Genomic DNA, 17,060 nt, shown 5'->3' on the forward strand with positions numbered 1-17,060 from the left:
TGTTTGAATAGCCTAAGAGACGAAAATTGTGCCACTTGAAAAATGCTGACAAAAGCCAAAAAAAAAATGCCAGCTTGTCATAAGCCGGCATTTGTATAAGTGTAAATATCGTCGTTTCTAGTTCTGCTCTGCAGGAGTAGTTACAGGAGCTTCAACAGGTGCAGGAACGTTAGTTTCTACTTCAGGTTCTCCACCCATGATCTTAGATTCTCCAACTCCGTTGCCATCCATAATAGTTACATTAGAAAGCAGGATAAGCACAAGAAGAAGGGTTGCAAGCGTCCAGGTACTTTTATCCAAAAAATCTGATGTTTTCTGAACTCCACCAATCTGGTTTGCGCCACCGCCAAAAGCCGAAGATAACCCGCCGCCTTTAGGGTTTTGAACCATGATTACTACTACCAGCAAGAACGCTACTATAATGATTAGCGTTAAAAAGATTGTAAATGTGCTCATTATGCTTAACTATTATTTTCCTGTAATTTTTCGATTGCCCGAATTTGGTCTGCAAAGAAACCACTTTTTTCCGGATTTTTCAAAATTAAAATTTTATATGCCTGGATGGCTTTTTTGTAGTTTTTCTGTTCGAGGTAAACCCGCGCTAAAGTCTCTGTCATAAGGGCTTCGGGCGCTGCAAGACTGTCTTCGGCAAGGTTGACTTTTTTTGCCGTTTTTGAAGGGGTAATCCTCGGGTTTTTAGAAATGAATTCTTCAATAAGTTCAAACTTCCGGCTCTTTTCTTCCTGTTCTTCCGAAGATAATTCTTCCCGTTCTACAGGTTTTGCTGAAGCCAGTTTTAACCATTCTGAAAATGAGTGATTTTCACTGCGGTTAAAGGAAAGGGGTTTGCCTGTTTCCAGTGTATCTTCTTCTTCTGAAGGCTGAGTTGTTTGTTCTCTTTTCTGAAACAAACCCGGGTCAAATACGCGGGCAGATTCCTGAGATTTCATTTTCAGTGCCTTGTCAAGCGTCAGGTTTTCATCCTCTTTTTCAACTTTTGTTGCTGCCTTATCTTCAAGTTGCTTTTGTTGCTGCTCCTGTTTCTTGATAGATTCGGCAATTTCATTTTGATTGAATTCCCTTGAAGTAATGAAATCAAACAGCACTCCTCTGTCTGTAGTGTGAGCGGCAGTTACCTTAAGTTCTTTGTTGTAGTGCAGGCTGTTCGCGTTTTTTAATCCTTTAAGTCGCACGGCACGGGCCGCCTGGAAGTAAGGGTATTTTCGCAAAATCTCGTGCAGCGCTTTTGTCTGCTCAAATGAAATGGCAGCAGGGTCTTTAAGAATCGATATTACTTCATCCTGTTTCATTACCAGTTTGCCAAGGTAGCATTAAAAATATCCTGAGTGATGCGGGTAAAGATCTCTTCAAGTGCTGTTGCCAGCACCGGCCCAATAAGTTGTGCACTGGCAGGATAATCATAGTAGAACGAGAAACGCCTGTCTAAAATATCCTTTTCGGGATCCAAGGTGTTATAAAACCTAAGATTTACCACAATGGTGAGGCGGTTTTGTGCGGCAGTACTTTGAGCCGTGGCACTCATGGGTGCAACATAGTAATCTATAATCTCCCCTTCATAGACCAGGTCTCCATTTTCATTGGTGAGGCTCAAATTCGTCTGACTCTGAATAAGATCCTGAAGCTGAAGCGTGAATGTACGGTCAATACCCGGCTCCACAATTGCTGCGGCGTTCTGAAAATAATTAACCTGAAAGGTTTGCGCATTCCCCACATCGGCTCCCGAAAATGAATAAATGCCACAGGATGACAGGCTGAAGGAAAGCATTAAAAGAAGCAACAACTGTATTTTTTTCATAAACTATGGGGTGTCAAAAATGGCTTTTTTAGAGGTCGTATTGTTTGATCTTTCTGTACAGGGTGCGTTCACTTATTCCCAGTTCTTCGGCGGCTGCCTTTCGTTTTCCGTTGTGGCGCTCCAGGGATTTCTTGATGAGTTCTAGCTCTTTATCCTGAAGGGAAAGTGTCTCTTCTTCCTCGATTTCTTCGGCAAAGTAATATTTATCCTGTTTATCTGAAGGATTTTGCTGCGGAATTTGGAGTACTTCGAGTTCCTCGTCGGTTATTTCTTCGGGAATAACGTCTTCTTCGTCATTATTTCCGTAGATTTTGTTGATTAGGCCTTCGTTTTCTTCTTTCACATTCTTATGACTGTCATTTTCCATAAGCTCTAACGTGAGCTTTTTGAGGTCATTAAGATCGCTTTTCATGTCAAAAAGCACTTTGTAGAGAATTTCCCGCTCATTGCTAAAGTCGCTTTCTTTCTTCTTTTCTTCAATTACTGCCGGTAGGTTGCTGCCGTAACCGGGAAGATATTCTTTTAATTTTTGGGCGTCTATACTTCTTTCCTGTTCTAAAACTGAAATTTGCTCGGCGAGGTTTCTTAGCTGCCTCACGTTTCCATTCCACGAATACTTTTGCAGCAGGCTAATGGCATCGTCTTCAAGCCGAATGGTGGGCATTTTGTACTTCAAAGCAAAATCGGCTGCAAATTTCCTGAAGAGCAGGTGGATGTCTTCTTTGCGTTCGCGCAACGGTGGCAGGTAGATCTCTACGGTACTTAACCTGTAGTAAAGGTCTTCCCTGAATTTTTCTTTTTTAATAGCATCGGCCATATTGAGGTTGGTGGCAGCGACAATACGTACATTGGTCTTTTGCACTTTTGAAGATCCTACCTTGATGAATTCGCCATTTTCGAGCACACGCAGAAGCCGTACCTGCGTGGTTAGTGGTAGTTCACCAACTTCATCCAGGAAAATAGTTCCGCCGTCGGCCACTTCAAAATATCCGCTTCGCGTTTGAGTGGCACCTGTAAAAGCTCCTTTTTCATGCCCAAAGAGTTCGCTGTCAATAGTACCTTCTGGGATGGCACCACAGTTTACGGCAATATATTTGCCGTGTTTGCGGTGAGAGAGCGCATGGATGATCTTGGGGATACTTTCCTTTCCCACTCCGCTTTCCCCGGTTACCAGTACAGAAATGTCTGTTGGCGCCACCTGCATGGCTTTTTCTACTGCCCTGTTTAATTTCTGGTCGTTTCCTAAAATGCCGAAACGCTGTTTTATTGCCTGAATACTTTCCATGCCCCCTAGCCCCCAATGGGGGTATTTGTTTGTTTAATTGAACCTGATTCTGGTATGCTCTTCATTTCAATTAGTTTAAAAAAAGAAATCTTTAAGACCTCTCCTACACCCCCTTCGGGGGCAGGGGGCTTAATTATTCTCGCTATACCCAACCGCTTCTCCTATTAAGGTGGCGCTGGTACAGTCGTTTATCTTCACGTTTACAAAATCTCCAATCTTATACTGCTCTTTTGGGAAAACTGCCACTGTGTTTTGTGTGGTTCTGCCACTCCAGTGAGCATCAGATTTTTTAGATTCTTTTTCTATCAACACCTCTACTGTTTTGCCAACAAACTGGCGGGTTCTAAAGTGGCTGTGTTGTTGTTGCAGGTTTACAATTTCTGTAAGTCTTCTTTTCTTAACCTCTTCAGGAATATCGTCTTCCAGTTTCCTGGCTGCCATGGTTCCGGGTCTTTCAGAATAAGCGAACATGAATCCGAAGTCATATTTCACATATTCCATAAGAGATAGTGTATCCTTGTGATCTTCTTCAGTTTCTGTAGGGAATCCGGTGATCATATCCTGGGAGATAGCACAATCGGGCATTAGTTTCCTAATGTTGTCAATTAACTCAAAGTATTCTTCGCGGGTGTGCAGCCTGTTCATGGCTTTGAGAATCCTGTCGCTACCGCTTTGAACCGGCAGGTGGATGTATTTGCAAATATTCGGGTATTTCGCCATAGCTTCAATCACATCAAGCGTCATATCCTGCGGATTTGAAGTAGAGAACCTAATCCTCATTTTTGGATGTGCTTCGGCCACCATCCTTAAAAGGGCAGCGAAATTGGTAGCGGTAGCCTTTTGCATTTCCGAAGCATTTTTAAAGTCCTTTTTGAGTCCGCCGCCATACCATAAATAGCTGTCAACGTTCTGTCCCAAAAGTGTGATTTCCTTAAAGCCTTTTTCAGCAAGGTCATTCACCTCTTCCAGAATACTTTGCGGGTCACGGCTGCGTTCTCTTCCGCGGGTAAACGGTACTACACAAAACGTACACATATTGTCGCAGCCCCGCGTGATAGAAACAAAGGCCGAAACGCCGTTGCTCTGAAGTCGCACGGGAGAAATATCTCCATAAGTTTCATCTTTAGAGAGGATCACATTCACCGCATTGCGACCTTCCTCAACTTCATTGATTAGGTTTGGCAGGTCTTTGTAGGCATCGGGCCCCACCACAAGGTCAACAATCTTTTCTTCTTCCAGGAACTGGGCTTTAAGGCGTTCGGCCATGCAGCCAAGCACGCCCACCTTCATCCCCGGGTTGATCTTTTTTACCGCATTGTATTTTTCAAGTCGCTTGCGTACTGTTTGTTCTGCTTTATCTCTAATTGAGCAGGTGTTAATAAGAACCAGGTCGGCTTCCTCGAGATTTTGAGTAGTGTCAAAGCCTTCTTTAGCAAGAATGGATGCTACGATCTCACTGTCGCTAAAGTTCATTTGGCAGCCGTAGCTCTCAATCATCAGCTTTTTCCCGTTACCCGTTTTGGGCTCCATTACCAATGTATTTCCCTGCTGCTTTTCGTCTATAATCTTCTCCATAATTCAAAAAAATGCCATGAGGCAATTGAACGGGCAAAGATACAGTTTTAGTTGGTATGTGACAAAGTGACAGGAGGAAAATCTGGAAGGCTTCTTCGGAAGAAGTAGAGCTAAAAGGTACACTCAAATACTGAAGCTTCAAAAATGGCATTTTTGAAAGGTATTTTTCAGTTTTACATGATCTCTATATAATATGACTGAAGTTTAAGTTTCTTCCTGTAACATTCAGAATATATTACAGCCGAAGGTGGGTTGTACATTTTAAGTTAATTGCCAAATTGTTCTTTTAGGGCAGGTTTGGGCGATAAAAATTTCCGGTTTGCAGTCATATTTAAAAATTCCCATACTTTTGCAAAACAAAAAAAGATACTATGGCAAAGAATTTAGTGATTGTAGAGTCCCCCGCAAAGGCTAAAACCATCGAAAAATTTCTTGGAAAAGATTACACTGTTGCCTCGAGTTTTGGTCATATTGCCGACTTGCCTTCCAAAGAGCTGGGTGTGGATACCGAGGGTGATTTTACTCCTAAATATATAGTATCTAAAGATAAGAAAGACGTTGTTAAGAAACTTAAGAGCTTAGCAAAGAGTGCAGATATGGTATGGCTGGCGAGTGATGAGGACCGGGAGGGAGAAGCTATTGCATGGCACCTGGCCGAGGAGCTGGATCTTGATAAAGCCAAAACCAAAAGGATCGTTTTTCACGAGATCACAAAATCGGCTATTCTAAAAGCTATTGAAAACCCTAGAGGGATCAATTATAACCTTGTAAATGCCCAGCAGGCGCGCAGGGTTCTTGACAGGCTTGTGGGTTATGAGCTCTCGCCGGTGCTTTGGAGAAAAGTAAAAGGAGGTCTTTCAGCAGGAAGGGTGCAAAGTGTTTCGGTGAGGTTAATTGTAGAGAGAGAGCGGGAAATTCAGGGTTTTATTCCTGAAGCTTCTTTTAGAATAGATGCCGAATTCACCAACGAAGATGGCAAATCTTTCAAAGCCAAACTCCCCAAAAATTTTGATACCAAGGCTGAAGCTGAGCAGTTTCTTTCAGACAATCTGGGAGCTAATTTTAAGGTGGCCGATCTTACGACCAAACCTGCTAAAAAATCACCTGCACCACCATTTACAACGTCAACACTTCAGCAGGAAGCTGCCCGTAAATTATATTTTTCAGTAAGTAAGACCATGACCATGGCGCAGCGTCTCTATGAGGCGGGGCATATTACTTATATGAGAACCGATAGCGTAAATCTTTCTGATGATGCAAGAAAAGGTGCTAAAAAAGAGATTTTAGACGCCTATGGTGAAAAGTACAGTAAGACACGCCAGTTTAAAGGAAAGACCAAAGGGGCGCAGGAAGCTCACGAGGCAATACGACCAACAAATTTTGCAGCACACAGCGTACAGGCCGATCGCGATGAACAGCGCCTGTATGAATTGATCTGGAAACGTGCCATAGCTTCCCAAATGAGTGAAGCCGAACTGGAGAGAACTAATGTAAAGATTGAAGCCGATAAACACGATAAGCAGTTCACTGCCAATGGAGAAGTTCTAAAATTTGACGGGTTCCTGAAAGTTTATCTGGAAGGTCGCGACGAAGAGGATGAAGAATTGCAAGAACAGGAAGGAATGCTACCTGCATTAAGGGTAAACGAAAATCTGAAAAATAACTATATCACGGCCACCGAAAGGTTTACGCGGCCACCTTACCGCTATACTGAAGCTTCATTGGTAAAGAAACTGGAAGAGCTGGGAATTGGACGCCCGTCTACCTACGCACCTACAATTTCTACCATTCAAAACCGGAATTATATCGAGAAAGGATCGGTTGACGGAGTAGAGCGTGATTATGTGCAGTTTACTCTAAAGGCTGAAAAAATAAACGAAAAGAAGCTTACAGAAACTGTAGGTAGTGATAAAGGAAAACTGGTGCCAACCGATGTTGGGATGGTAGTGAACGATTTTCTTGTCACTCATTTTTCAAGCATTCTGGATTACAATTTCACCGCCAAGGTAGAGCAGGATTTTGATGATATAGCTGAAGGGAATGAGGAGTGGACCAAGATGATGAAAGACTTCTACAGCGATTTTCATCCTAATGTGCTTGACGTTGCCCAAAATGCCGAAAGGGAAGTGGGCGAAAGAATTTTGGGGGAAGATCCTGTTACAGGAAAGCCGGTAAGCGTTCGACTCGGTAAATTTGGACCTATGGTGCAAATGGGTTCTGTTGAAGATGAGGAGAAACCGAAATTTGCCAGTCTTTCACCAGATCAAACCCTTGATTCTGTCACTTTTGAAGAGGCGATGGAATTGTTTAAGCTTCCGAAGGAACTTGGGGAATATGAAGGAGAAAAAGTGGAGGTAAATAACGGTCGCTTTGGACCTTATGTGCGATATGGGAAAAAATTCGTCTCTCTTGAGAAAGGGGAAGATCCTATTGAGGTAACCATGGAGCGGGCGCTGGAATTGATCAAAGAAAAAGAAAAGGCCGATGCGCCTATCTATGAATATAAAGACCTGCCCGTGCAAAAAGGAGTGGGGCGTTTTGGACCTTTCCTTAAGTGGAACGATATGTTCATCAACGTGAATAAAAAATACGATTTTGATAATCTTTCCGCAGAAGATATAGAGGAACTTATTGAAGATAAGATCAGGAAAGAGCGGGAGAAGGTGATTCACAATTGGGAAGATGAAGGAATAAAGGTAGAAAAGGCAAGATGGGGGCGTTCTAATATTGTGAAAGGAAAGACTAAAATTGAGCTGCCCAAGACTGTAGATGCAACAAAATTAACGCTTGAAGAGGTAAAGGGTATACTGGAGAAAAAAGCTCCTAAAAAGAAAACTGCTAAAAAGTCTACCGGCACTAAAAAGACTGCAGCTAAGAAAACCACCAGTAAAAAAACTGTCTCCAAAAAGAAGTAATTTATGGAATTCGATTTTCTTACGCCGGTGAAGGAGGAGCTCGTAACTGCGGGTAACAGTTTGGGGGCATCCATTCGGATTCATCTTGAAAATAAAGCTTTTCCTGACCTTGAGGGCATTAAAATTGCCTTTTTTGGAGTCCTGGAAGATCGTTTGGATGAAGACCCTACCGGTGAGCCGTTTGATTTTGATAATGTTAGAAGAGAGTTTTACAATTTATACGCGGGTAACTGGAATCTGCCAGTGGCCGATTTAGGGGATATCCAAAAAGGGGATTCTGAAGAAGATACTTTTTTTGCAGTTCAATCTGTGGTGAACTACTGTCTTAAAAATGGCATTATTCCGGTGCTTCTTGGAGGAAGCCAAGATCTGCTTTATGCGCAGTACCGGGCTTATGACGGGGTGGAGCAGATGGTGAACCTGGTGAACATCGATTCCAGGTTTGACCTTGGAGATGCCGATAAACCAATAAGTAACCATTCTTATGTAGGGAAGATGGTAGTGACTAAACCCTACAATCTCTTCAATTATTCTAACCTGGGTTATCAAACTTACTTCAATTCGCAGGATGAGATTGAGTTGATGGAGAGGTTATTCTTTGATGCAATAAGACTGGGGGAAGTGTCGGCTGATATTACTGCAATTGAGCCGGTGATGCGAGACGCCAACCTGGTGGGGCTTGATTTGGGTGCGATTAGTGCAGGTGCGCTTGGTAACTACAGGCTTCGATCTTCTAACGGTTTTGACGGGAAAGAGATTTGTGCTTTGGCGCGGTATGCAGGCATTAGTGATAAAGTGTCTTCATTTGGTATATTTGAATATACTTCCCAGCTTAATTTTCCTGCTTCAAACATGTTGGTGGCTCAAATACTGTGGTATTTTATTGAGGGGGTGAATTTTAGGAAAAATGAAAATACTATTTCCTCTAAAAAGGAGTTTATAAGATACCAGGTTCCAATTGACGATGAGATCCTGGTTTTTTATAAGAGTCCGGTAAGCGGTCGCTGGTGGATAGAAATTCCATTTATTTCACCTGCAAATAATAAACTTAAGAGGCATACGTTATTACCTTGCACGCAAGGAGATTACCTCGACGCCTGTAATCAAATCATCCCCGAGAGGTGGTATAAAACAAAAAGGAAAAACGAAATTTAAATGATATAAACATTTGTAGCTTCTGCATTTTAACTAAATAAATTGTTTATTAGAAAATAAATAAATAGGTTTACTGCCTTGGAGCTATTATGTCCTAACTTTGAGAGATATTATGAGGAAATTTTTTTCGCTTATTGCTGTAATTTCTGTTTTGGCCTCGTGTGGTCGCAGTGATCAAGGGCAATTGGTTGGTGCGCAGGGAAAGAAATGGCATCCCGAAAAACCGTTGGGGATGACGTTAATTCCTGGTGGTGCATTCATCATGGGTAAAAGTGATGATGATATTGCCGGATTGAACAATGCTCCGCCAAAAACTGTTACTGTTCGTTCTTTTTATATGGATGAAACCGAAATTACCAATGCGGAATACCGCCAGTTTGTGAATTGGGTAAAAGATTCGGTTACCAGAATGAAACTTGCCATTTTTGCCGAAGAGATTGGTGAAACCCCCGGTACAGGAGGGATTGGTGAATTTGCTTTTGCCGATAGCGAGGAGGCCGATATGACTCCCTATGAACAGTACATGTATAATAACTACTACAGTCTTGGAGATTATGAAGGCAGAAAGATCAATAAGGATGTAGATCTTATTTGGGATACCAGAGACTACCCCGATGAATATTATGCTGAGGTGATGGACACCCTATATATTCCTATCGAAGAAGCATACAATGGCCAGCGTTCTTTTGATGTGAATCATCTTAAATTTCGCTACACCTGGATGGACGTAAGTTCGGCAGCAAGAGCAGAGCCGGGTAAGCGTGCCGATTTTATTGAAACTGAAGAAATTCAAATCTATCCAGATACTACTGTTTGGATCAAAGATTTTAACTATTCCTATAATGAGCCCATGCACAACGATTATTTTTGGCATGATGCTTATAGCGATTATCCTGTGGTGGGGGTTTCCTGGAAACAGGCACGTGCTTTTGCACAATGGAGAACCCTGTATCACAACTCTTACAGGAAATCAAAAGGAGAGCACAATGTGAACTCTTATCGTTTACCTACAGAGGCCGAATGGGAATATGCAGCCCGGGGTGGCCTTGAGTCTGCTACTTATCCGTGGGGTGGGCCTTATACCAAGAACGACCGCGGTTGTTTTATGGCTAACTTTAAACCATTAAGAGGAGATTATGCAGCCGATCAGGCTTTGTACACCGTTGAGGCTAAATCTTATGAGCCTAATGATTACGGATTGTATAATATGGCTGGTAATGTTGCCGAGTGGGTTTTCTCATCGTATGATCCTGCATCTTATGAGTATTCTTCATCTATGAACCCGTCGGTTAATGATGAGTCTAACATGAAGAAAGTAGTTCGTGGAGGATCATGGAAAGATGTAGCTTATTTTCTTCAGGTGAGTTCCCGTGACTATGAATACGCAGATTCTGCCCGTAGTTACATCGGCTTTAGAACGGTACAGGATTATTTGGGTACAGATCTTACCCTGAATCAAACAAGATAAAAATCCCTATTTCACAAATAACCTATTAAAAAAGAACTAAATTTTTATTTATCATGGCACAATCAAAGTCGAGTAAGAAATTAATGAATATGGTGTATGGTCTGGGTGCTTCTGTAGTTATTCTCGGGGCACTATTTAAAATCATGCACTGGCCTTTTGGTAACTTAATGCTTATCATTGGTCTTATTGTAGAAGCAATTGTTTTTGCTGTTTCTGCATTTGAACCGGTAGATGACGAAGTAGACTGGTCTCTGGTTTATCCCGAACTGGCTGGTGGTACACCGGCAACCCGAAATAACCAGGCATTGGTGAGCAACGAAGAGACTGAAGGGATGTTATCTAAAAAACTTGACAATATTTTACGTGAGGCTAAGATCGATGCCAATTTGATGAGCAGCCTTGGGGATAGTATTAGAAACTTTGAAGGTGCCGCAAAAAATATTACTCCTACAGTAGATGCCATGGCTTCTCAAAAGAAGTACAGCGAAGAAATGAGCCTGGCTGCAAATCAACTGGAGTCATTGAACAATATTTATAAAGTACAGGTAGAGTCTGCTTCACGCCAGGCAGAAGTGAATGATGCAGTAGCCGAAAACGCTGACAGGTTAAATAAGCAAATGGAGTCTTTGGCTACCAACCTTTCTTCTCTAAACAATGTTTACGGAGGAATGCTTTCTGCTATGCACGTCAAGGCTTAACAGGAAGCTTTTTGCCCTAAAAAAAATTAAAAGAACAAACTAAAATTAGAGAATGGCGTCTGGAAAACAAACCCCAAGACAGAAGATGATTAACCTGATGTATCTGGTTTTCATCGCAATGATGGCTCTAAATATGTCCAAAGAAGTACTTACTGCCTTTGGAATGATTAACGAAAGTTTAGCCGAATCAAATGCCTCTGTTACTGAAAGAAATGCCGCTGCAATTGCAGGATTGGCAACAAAAGCTCAAGAACAACCGGCCAAGTATGTTCCGTTGCAGGAAAAGGCGGAACAAATTCATACCTTAACTGGTAACTTTACCACATACATTGATAACCTCAAGGAAAAAGCGCTTGAAGATATTGAAGGAGATGAGCGTGAAGACTATGAGGCAATGGATCAGTCTGCAAAACTTGATGAATATCTTTTCTCAAGCGGGCAGCCAAGTGAAGCAGGAAAGGAATTTCTTGCCGAAATAGAGAAATACCGTGAAGGTGTTGCAAATGTATTAGGAGAAGATTTTTCTCAAATAGCTGCTGAAGTTAGAAGAGAATTTAGCACAGAGCCTGTTGTAGATGGTGAAGGTGTGAAACGCCCATGGTTATCTTATAACTTTGAAGGATTTCCGCTAATTGCATCTATTACAAAGCTTACTCAAATGCAAGGCGATGCAAAGTCGGCAGAGAATGATGCGCTTTCAGCTATGCTTTCGGGCCAGCTTCAAAGTGATGTTTCTTTGACTAACTATGAAGCTATAGTTATTCCCGACAAAACGGCATTCTTTAGTGGAGAGCAGTTCTCCGGAAAAGTGGTTTTAGGAAGAGTAGATCCCTCTTTGCGTTTTGAGAATGTTGTGATCAACGGTAACAAAGTGGCTTCTACACAAGCCGGCCAGGTGCAGCTTAAATTCCCAGCCGGGAATGTAGGTGAGCAAAAAATTACCGGGCAACTTCAGTTTAAAGAAGGGGATTCTATTGTAGAAATTCCGGTGACCAGCTCATATAGTGTTATTCCAAAACCTAATTCCGCAGTAATTTCTGCCGATAAGATGAACGTGGTTTACCGTGGGGTTGCAAACCCTATGACCATCTCTATACCAGGAGTGGGTAACGTATCGGCTAATGCACCGGGGCTAAGGTCTACAGGTGGAGCCGGTAATTACATTATGGACGTTACTACGCTCCAGGCTCGTGAAGTGACCATTAATGTAAGTGGTGAACTTCCGGGAGGAGAAAAAGTAAGCGACAGCAAAACATTTAGAGTACGCGATATACCAAGACCTGTTGGAACTGTAAGAGGGGAAGACGGAACAGTAAGAATGCAGCGTCAAAACCTTGAAATTTCAACCATTGGAGCAGCTCTGCCCGATTTTGAATTTGATGTTGATCTAAGGGTAACCGGATTCAAATTCCGTGTACCGGGTCAGCCAACTATTCAGGTGAGAGGACAAAAGCTTGACCAGAGTGCTATTGGAGCGCTAAGAAGAGCAGGCAGAGGCGAGACTATCCAGATCTTTGATGTGGAAGCTCAACTTGCCGGAAGCTCAGGGTATAAGCTAAAACAAGTATCTCCGGTACTGGTTGAATTAACAAATTAAATCATTAGAACATGAACTGGAACCAATTATTGTTAGGATTATGTGGATTGCTCGTTTCGGTGACCTCTTTTGGCCAAAGTAATCTTCTTAATGCCAAAAGTCCCGACGAAATAGGAGGCCCTACCAAGGCAGAGCTTACCTATGGAAAGAACGATCCTTTGGAGTATGGATATGTTGATGACAGGGATGTACTTTGGGCAAAAACCACCTGGGAGATCATAGATCTCGATGAAAGAGTGAATTTCCCTTTGTATTATCCTATAGATACTAACCAGATTGGGGGTTCAAGACGCTCTCTTTACGACGTGTTGGTAGCCGGTATTAAAAGCGGAAAGATTAAAAATATCTATGCCGACTCTTACTTTAATGATAAGCGTACCCTGAATGACATACAGGCGGCGTTGTCTAAAGTTGATACAACCGATCTTGGTATCGAGCAATACAATGCCGGGGAAGAGATTGATCCACAATTTATAAGCCGAAGAGATATTTCTTCAGCCGATATTGCTGAATATCACATTCGCGGGTACTGGTATTTTGACAAGCGCCAGGCAGAGCTTAAGTACAGGCTTTTGGCCATTGCACCGGTTGCACCTGATGTAAACTTTATTGATGAGGGAGGTGCATCTGCATTGGTAGAGCTTTTTTGGGTATGGTTTCCCGGGGCAAGAGAAGTGTTGAACGATGCTTATGCTTATAACCCCGATAATACCTCAAATCCGGTATCCTTTGATCACTTGCTCAACGCTCGAAGGTTCAATGCGGTGATTTATGCTGAAGATAATGTACAAGGCAACCGCCAGGTTGATGATTATATAAGTAACAATGCCTTTATGCAGCTACTGGAGTCTGAAAGGATCAAGGAGCAAATAAGGAATTTTGAACAGGATATGTGGAATTACTAAACTGTTCGCATGAATGAATTTATAACGCCTTTTCTTCCCCGAAAAGGCGTTTTTTTATATCTAATTTTGTAACATGAAAGACTATATTATTGTTGGGGCAGGCCTTAGTGGAACCTGCCTTGCATACAGGCTCGAAAAAGCCGGAAAATCCTTTGTTGTTTTTGATGATGACAGCCAGGAAGCCTCAAAAGTGGCCGGCGGATTCATGAATCCTGTTATCCTGAAGCGCTTCACCCTGGCCTGGAAGGCCGATGAGCAACTGGAAAAAGCATACACGTTCTATAAAGATATGGAAGCGCACCTCAAAAAGACCTTTTTAGGCCCTCTGGAGGTCTACAGGCGGTTTTCATCTATAGAAGAGCAGAACAACTGGTTTGCAGCAGCCGATAAGCCTAAAATCGCTCCTTTTCTCGATACAAAACTTGTTGCTTCGGTCAATAAACATATTCCGGGGAAATTTTCTTTCGGAAAAGTATTGAAAACCTCCCGAATTGATCCGCGTTACCTTCTGGAATCCTATTCTGAACACCTTCAGGAGAAGGGCTGGCTTGTACAGGAAACTTTTGATCATGATGCACTGCAATTAACCACTTCGGGTGTGCAGTACAAAAACATAGGTGCCAAAAAAGTCATTTTTTGCGAAGGTTTTGGGATTCAGAAGAATTCCTATTTCAGTTATCTTCCGTTAAGAGGAAATAAAGGGGAATATATCATTATAAAAGCACCCGGGCTCGACCTGGAAGTAGGCGTAAAATCTTCGATCTTTATTTTTCCGGCAGGAGGAGATCACTACGCCGTGGGGGCAACCTACAGCAATACCGATAAAACTCCCGAACCTACACAGGCCGCCAGGGAAGAGCTGGTTGAAAAACTGAAGGATCTCATTAAAACCGATTTTGAAGTGGTAGATCAGGTTGCGGGCTTGCGACCTTCTACGATAGACCGCAGACCCATGGTGGGGCAGCACCCGGACCACAAAAATCTCTATACATGCAATGGTTTTGGAAGCCGCGGAATCTTAATAGCTCCATCAATTTCTGAAGAACTTATAGATTTCATTGAGGAAGGTAAAGAACTGGATCCAGAGATTGACATCTCCAGGTTTACCCGAAAGTGGTATAAAAAAGCTTAGCTTTTTGCCTTTTTTGGATCGTAACTAAAAAAGAAATTGACCCAGATATTTCTACTCCATCGCACTATGACCGGCAGGAATATGATCAGCGTAGCCACAATAATGATAAAGGTGGGCAGCAGGGGCAGGCTTAAAAAGAAGTAAGAAATCACAAAAGCGGCGGTGGCGAAGGCGATTCCCACCGCATAGCTCACGTACATGGCGCCAAAGAAAAAAGAAGGTTCCATTTTATATTTGGTGCCACAGTTTGAACAGCGATCGTGCATGGCAAACAGCTTTGAGATCTTGTAAGGGTTATCTTCCTTATACATACTCTCTTCCTGGCAAACGGGGCAGGTACCTGTGAAAATGCTGTACAGTTTATTTCCTTTTAATGAGTTCATAAGCTTCGGTAAGAGTTACAAATTTACGGATCTTTCGGCTAAAGAATAAGTCTTCAGGAAGGTTTTCCGCAGAATGAAAATAGGGTGTGTGAAAGCCTTCTTCCGAAGTAATAATGGCAAAACTTTTGAGCCTAACTGGTTTTTAATTAGCTATATCAATCTGCAGCCTATTTTTTTACCCTGAAAAAATGAGCATCTTTGCAGAAATTTTGAAGAGGAATGTTGAATATACATAATTTATCGGTCTCCTTTGGCGGAGAATATTTGTTTGAAGAGATCACCTTTAGGCTTGGTGGCGGTGACAGAGTGGGGCTAATAGGTAAAAACGGGGCCGGAAAATCTACCATGCTCAAGATCCTCTCGGGCGAAATGGAACCCGATACGGGCCAAATTGCATCTGACAAGGATTTAAAAATAGGTTTTCTTAAGCAGGATATAGACTTTGTAGAAGGGCGTACGGTTCTTGAAGAGTCTTATGAAGCTTTTGAAGAGATCAAGAAGCAGGAGAAACAGCTCGAAGAGATCAACACCCAGCTTGCTGAGCGTACCGATTATGAAAGTGAGGAGTACCATCAACTAATGGTAGATCTCAATGATGTGCAGCATCAATACGAGATTCACGGGGGTTACAACTACCAGGGGGAGACAGAGCGTATTCTTCAGGGGCTCGGTTTTAAACGTGATGATTTTAACAAACTTACCGATACCTTCTCGGGAGGATGGAGAATGCGGATTGAGCTGGCAAAACTGCTGCTTCAGCAAAACGATATTCTTCTATTGGATGAGCCTACCAACCACCTGGATATTGAATCTATTATCTGGCTGGAAGGGTTTCTTAACAACTATCCCGGAGCTGTGGTGATCGTGTCTCACGATAAGATGTTTCTCGACAATGTGACCAACAGAACCATTGAGATCTCCCTTGGAAGGATTTACGACTTTAATAAACCATATTCAAAATACCTTGTTCTTCGGAAGGAATTGAGGGAGCAGCAGCTGGCTTCTCAAAAGAACCAGGAGAAACAAATTCAGCAGACCGAAAAGCTGATTGAGAAATTCAGGGCCAAAGCTTCAAAAGCAAGTATGGCACAATCTCTCATTAAAAAGCTTGACAAAGTAGACCGTATTGAAGTAGATGAGGACGATAATTCGGTAATGAATTTGAAGTTTCCGGTTTCTGTGGTGCCGGGTAAGGTGGTTATTGAAGCTGATCATATCACTAAAAGTTACGGGCATAAAAATGTGCTGAAGGATATTGACCTCTTGATTGAACGTGATTCAAAAACTGCATTTGTAGGGCAAAACGGGCAGGGTAAATCTACGCTGGCAAAGATCATTGTGGGCGAGCTGGACTATAAAGGCGAGCTTAAACTGGGGCATAACGTACAAATAGGATATTTTGCTCAAAATCAGGCAGAGTATTTAGACGGTTCAAAGACTGTTCTGGATACTATGATAGATGCGGCCAACGAGAAGAACAGGTCAAAGGTGAGGGATATACTTGGGTCTTTTCTTTTTCGGGGCGATGAAGTCGATAAATATGTAAGAGTGCTTTCGGGAGGCGAGAGAAACCGTTTGGCTCTGGCCAAAATGTTGCTACAACCTTTTAATGTGCTGGTAATGGATGAGCCTACCAACCACCTTGATATTAAATCCAAGAACGTTTTAAAAGACGCTCTAAAGAGCTTTGAAGGTACATTGATCCTGGTGTCTCACGACAGGGATTTTCTTCAGGGGCTCACCAATAAAGTTTATGAATTTAAAGATCATAAAATAAAACAGTACCTGGGAGATATAGATTACTACCTGGAGCAGCGAAAGTTGGTAGATATGCGTGAGGTGGAGAAACGCGATGTACAAAAACAGGCACCAAAAGAAAGCAGCAATAAAGACTCTTACCAGAATCAAAAAAAGCTAAAATCCCTTAATAACAAGCTAAGCAATATAGAAGCTAAGATCACCAAACTTGAAAGGGAAATAAAGGAGAAGGACCTTGAACTGGCTAACAACTATGAGAAGGCCATGGCGCGTCCCGATTTTTTCAAGAATTACCAGTTTAAAAAGAAGGAGCTTGAAAAAGCCATGAAGGAGTGGGAGCAGGTACAGGAAGAGCTTGAAAAGGTAAGTTAGC

14 protein-coding genes are annotated in these 17,060 nt (G+C 42.3%); 8 read left to right on the plus strand and 6 right to left on the minus strand.

Annotation, left to right across the window (positions count from 1 at the left end; all coding sequences use genetic code 11):
- Window positions 1-117: 117 nt before the first annotated feature.
- The 5 genes from secG to miaB all read right to left on the minus strand — a co-directional run bounded on the left by secG (window position 118) and on the right by miaB (window position 4,676).
- The gene (secG, locus tag OQ279_RS03690) at window positions 118-456 is read right to left on the minus strand and encodes a preprotein translocase subunit SecG (protein ID WP_266068454.1); all 339 of its coding nucleotides are present in this window, start codon (window positions 454-456) and stop codon (window positions 118-120) included.
- Between the two features lie 5 nt (window positions 457-461).
- A complete protein-coding gene (locus OQ279_RS03695; RefSeq protein ID WP_266068455.1) occupies window positions 462-1,310 on the minus strand; it encodes a DUF8458 domain-containing protein in 849 nt (282 codons plus the stop codon).
- A complete protein-coding gene (gene lptE / locus OQ279_RS03700; RefSeq protein WP_266068456.1) occupies window positions 1,310-1,816 on the minus strand; it encodes an LPS assembly lipoprotein LptE in 507 nt (168 codons plus the stop codon). Before lptE ends, OQ279_RS03695 begins: the two co-directional genes overlap by 1 nt.
- Window positions 1,817-1,844: 28 nt before the next feature.
- On the minus strand, window positions 1,845-3,101 hold the full coding sequence (locus OQ279_RS03705; RefSeq protein ID WP_266068457.1) for a sigma-54 interaction domain-containing protein: 1,257 nt from the start codon (window positions 3,099-3,101) through the stop codon (window positions 1,845-1,847).
- Window positions 3,102-3,230: 129 nt separating this feature from the next.
- On the minus strand, window positions 3,231-4,676 hold the full coding sequence (gene miaB, locus OQ279_RS03710) for a tRNA (N6-isopentenyl adenosine(37)-C2)-methylthiotransferase MiaB (RefSeq protein WP_266068458.1): 1,446 nt from the start codon (window positions 4,674-4,676) through the stop codon (window positions 3,231-3,233).
- A 371-nt stretch (window positions 4,677-5,047) separates the two neighbouring features.
- On the opposite strand from miaB, the gene topA reads away from it, so the two are divergent.
- The 7 genes from topA (at window position 5,048) to OQ279_RS03745 (ending at window position 14,546) form a co-directional block, all read left to right on the plus strand.
- Window positions 5,048-7,591: a type I DNA topoisomerase gene (topA, locus tag OQ279_RS03715; RefSeq protein ID WP_266068459.1), complete on the plus strand. Its 2,544-nt coding sequence runs from the start codon at window positions 5,048-5,050 to the stop codon at window positions 7,589-7,591.
- 3 nt (window positions 7,592-7,594) lie between these two features.
- Window positions 7,595-8,746, plus strand: a complete 1,152-nt coding sequence (locus tag OQ279_RS03720) for a formimidoylglutamase (protein ID WP_266068460.1) — start codon at window positions 7,595-7,597, stop codon at window positions 8,744-8,746.
- Window positions 8,747-8,858: 112 nt separating this feature from the next.
- Window positions 8,859-10,214: a T9SS ring complex lipoprotein PorK/GldK gene (porK, locus tag OQ279_RS03725; RefSeq protein WP_266068461.1), complete on the plus strand. Its 1,356-nt coding sequence runs from the start codon at window positions 8,859-8,861 to the stop codon at window positions 10,212-10,214.
- Between the two features lie 53 nt (window positions 10,215-10,267).
- Window positions 10,268-10,912 carry a type IX secretion system motor protein PorL/GldL gene (gene porL / locus OQ279_RS03730; protein WP_266068463.1) on the plus strand — a complete coding sequence of 215 codons (645 nt, stop codon included), beginning with the start codon at window positions 10,268-10,270 and terminating at the stop codon, window positions 10,910-10,912.
- A gap of 52 nt (window positions 10,913-10,964) precedes the next feature.
- Window positions 10,965-12,509 (plus strand): type IX secretion system motor protein PorM/GldM, encoded by a 1,545-nt coding sequence (gene porM / locus OQ279_RS03735; RefSeq protein ID WP_266068464.1) that lies wholly within the window; start codon window positions 10,965-10,967, stop codon window positions 12,507-12,509.
- An 11-nt stretch (window positions 12,510-12,520) separates the two neighbouring features.
- On the plus strand, window positions 12,521-13,414 hold the full coding sequence (porN, locus tag OQ279_RS03740) for a type IX secretion system ring subunit PorN/GldN (RefSeq protein WP_266068465.1): 894 nt from the start codon (window positions 12,521-12,523) through the stop codon (window positions 13,412-13,414).
- Between the two features lie 73 nt (window positions 13,415-13,487).
- Window positions 13,488-14,546 carry an NAD(P)/FAD-dependent oxidoreductase gene (locus OQ279_RS03745; protein ID WP_266068466.1) on the plus strand — a complete coding sequence of 353 codons (1,059 nt, stop codon included), beginning with the start codon at window positions 13,488-13,490 and terminating at the stop codon, window positions 14,544-14,546.
- Here the strand turns inward: OQ279_RS03745 and OQ279_RS03750 are convergent.
- A complete protein-coding gene (locus tag OQ279_RS03750) occupies window positions 14,543-14,929 on the minus strand; it encodes a DUF983 domain-containing protein (RefSeq protein WP_266068467.1) in 387 nt (128 codons plus the stop codon). The genes OQ279_RS03745 and OQ279_RS03750 overlap by 4 nt on opposite strands.
- A 219-nt stretch (window positions 14,930-15,148) precedes the next feature.
- Between OQ279_RS03750 and OQ279_RS03755 the strand changes: the two genes are divergently transcribed.
- Window positions 15,149-17,059 (plus strand): ABC-F family ATP-binding cassette domain-containing protein, encoded by a 1,911-nt coding sequence (locus OQ279_RS03755; RefSeq protein WP_266068468.1) that lies wholly within the window; start codon window positions 15,149-15,151, stop codon window positions 17,057-17,059.
- The last annotated feature ends 1 nt before the right edge of the window (window position 17,060 follow it).

This window comes from Salinimicrobium profundisediminis, from assembly GCF_026241755.1.
GTDB classification, from domain to species: Bacteria; Bacteroidota; Bacteroidia; order Flavobacteriales; family Flavobacteriaceae; genus Salinimicrobium; species Salinimicrobium profundisediminis.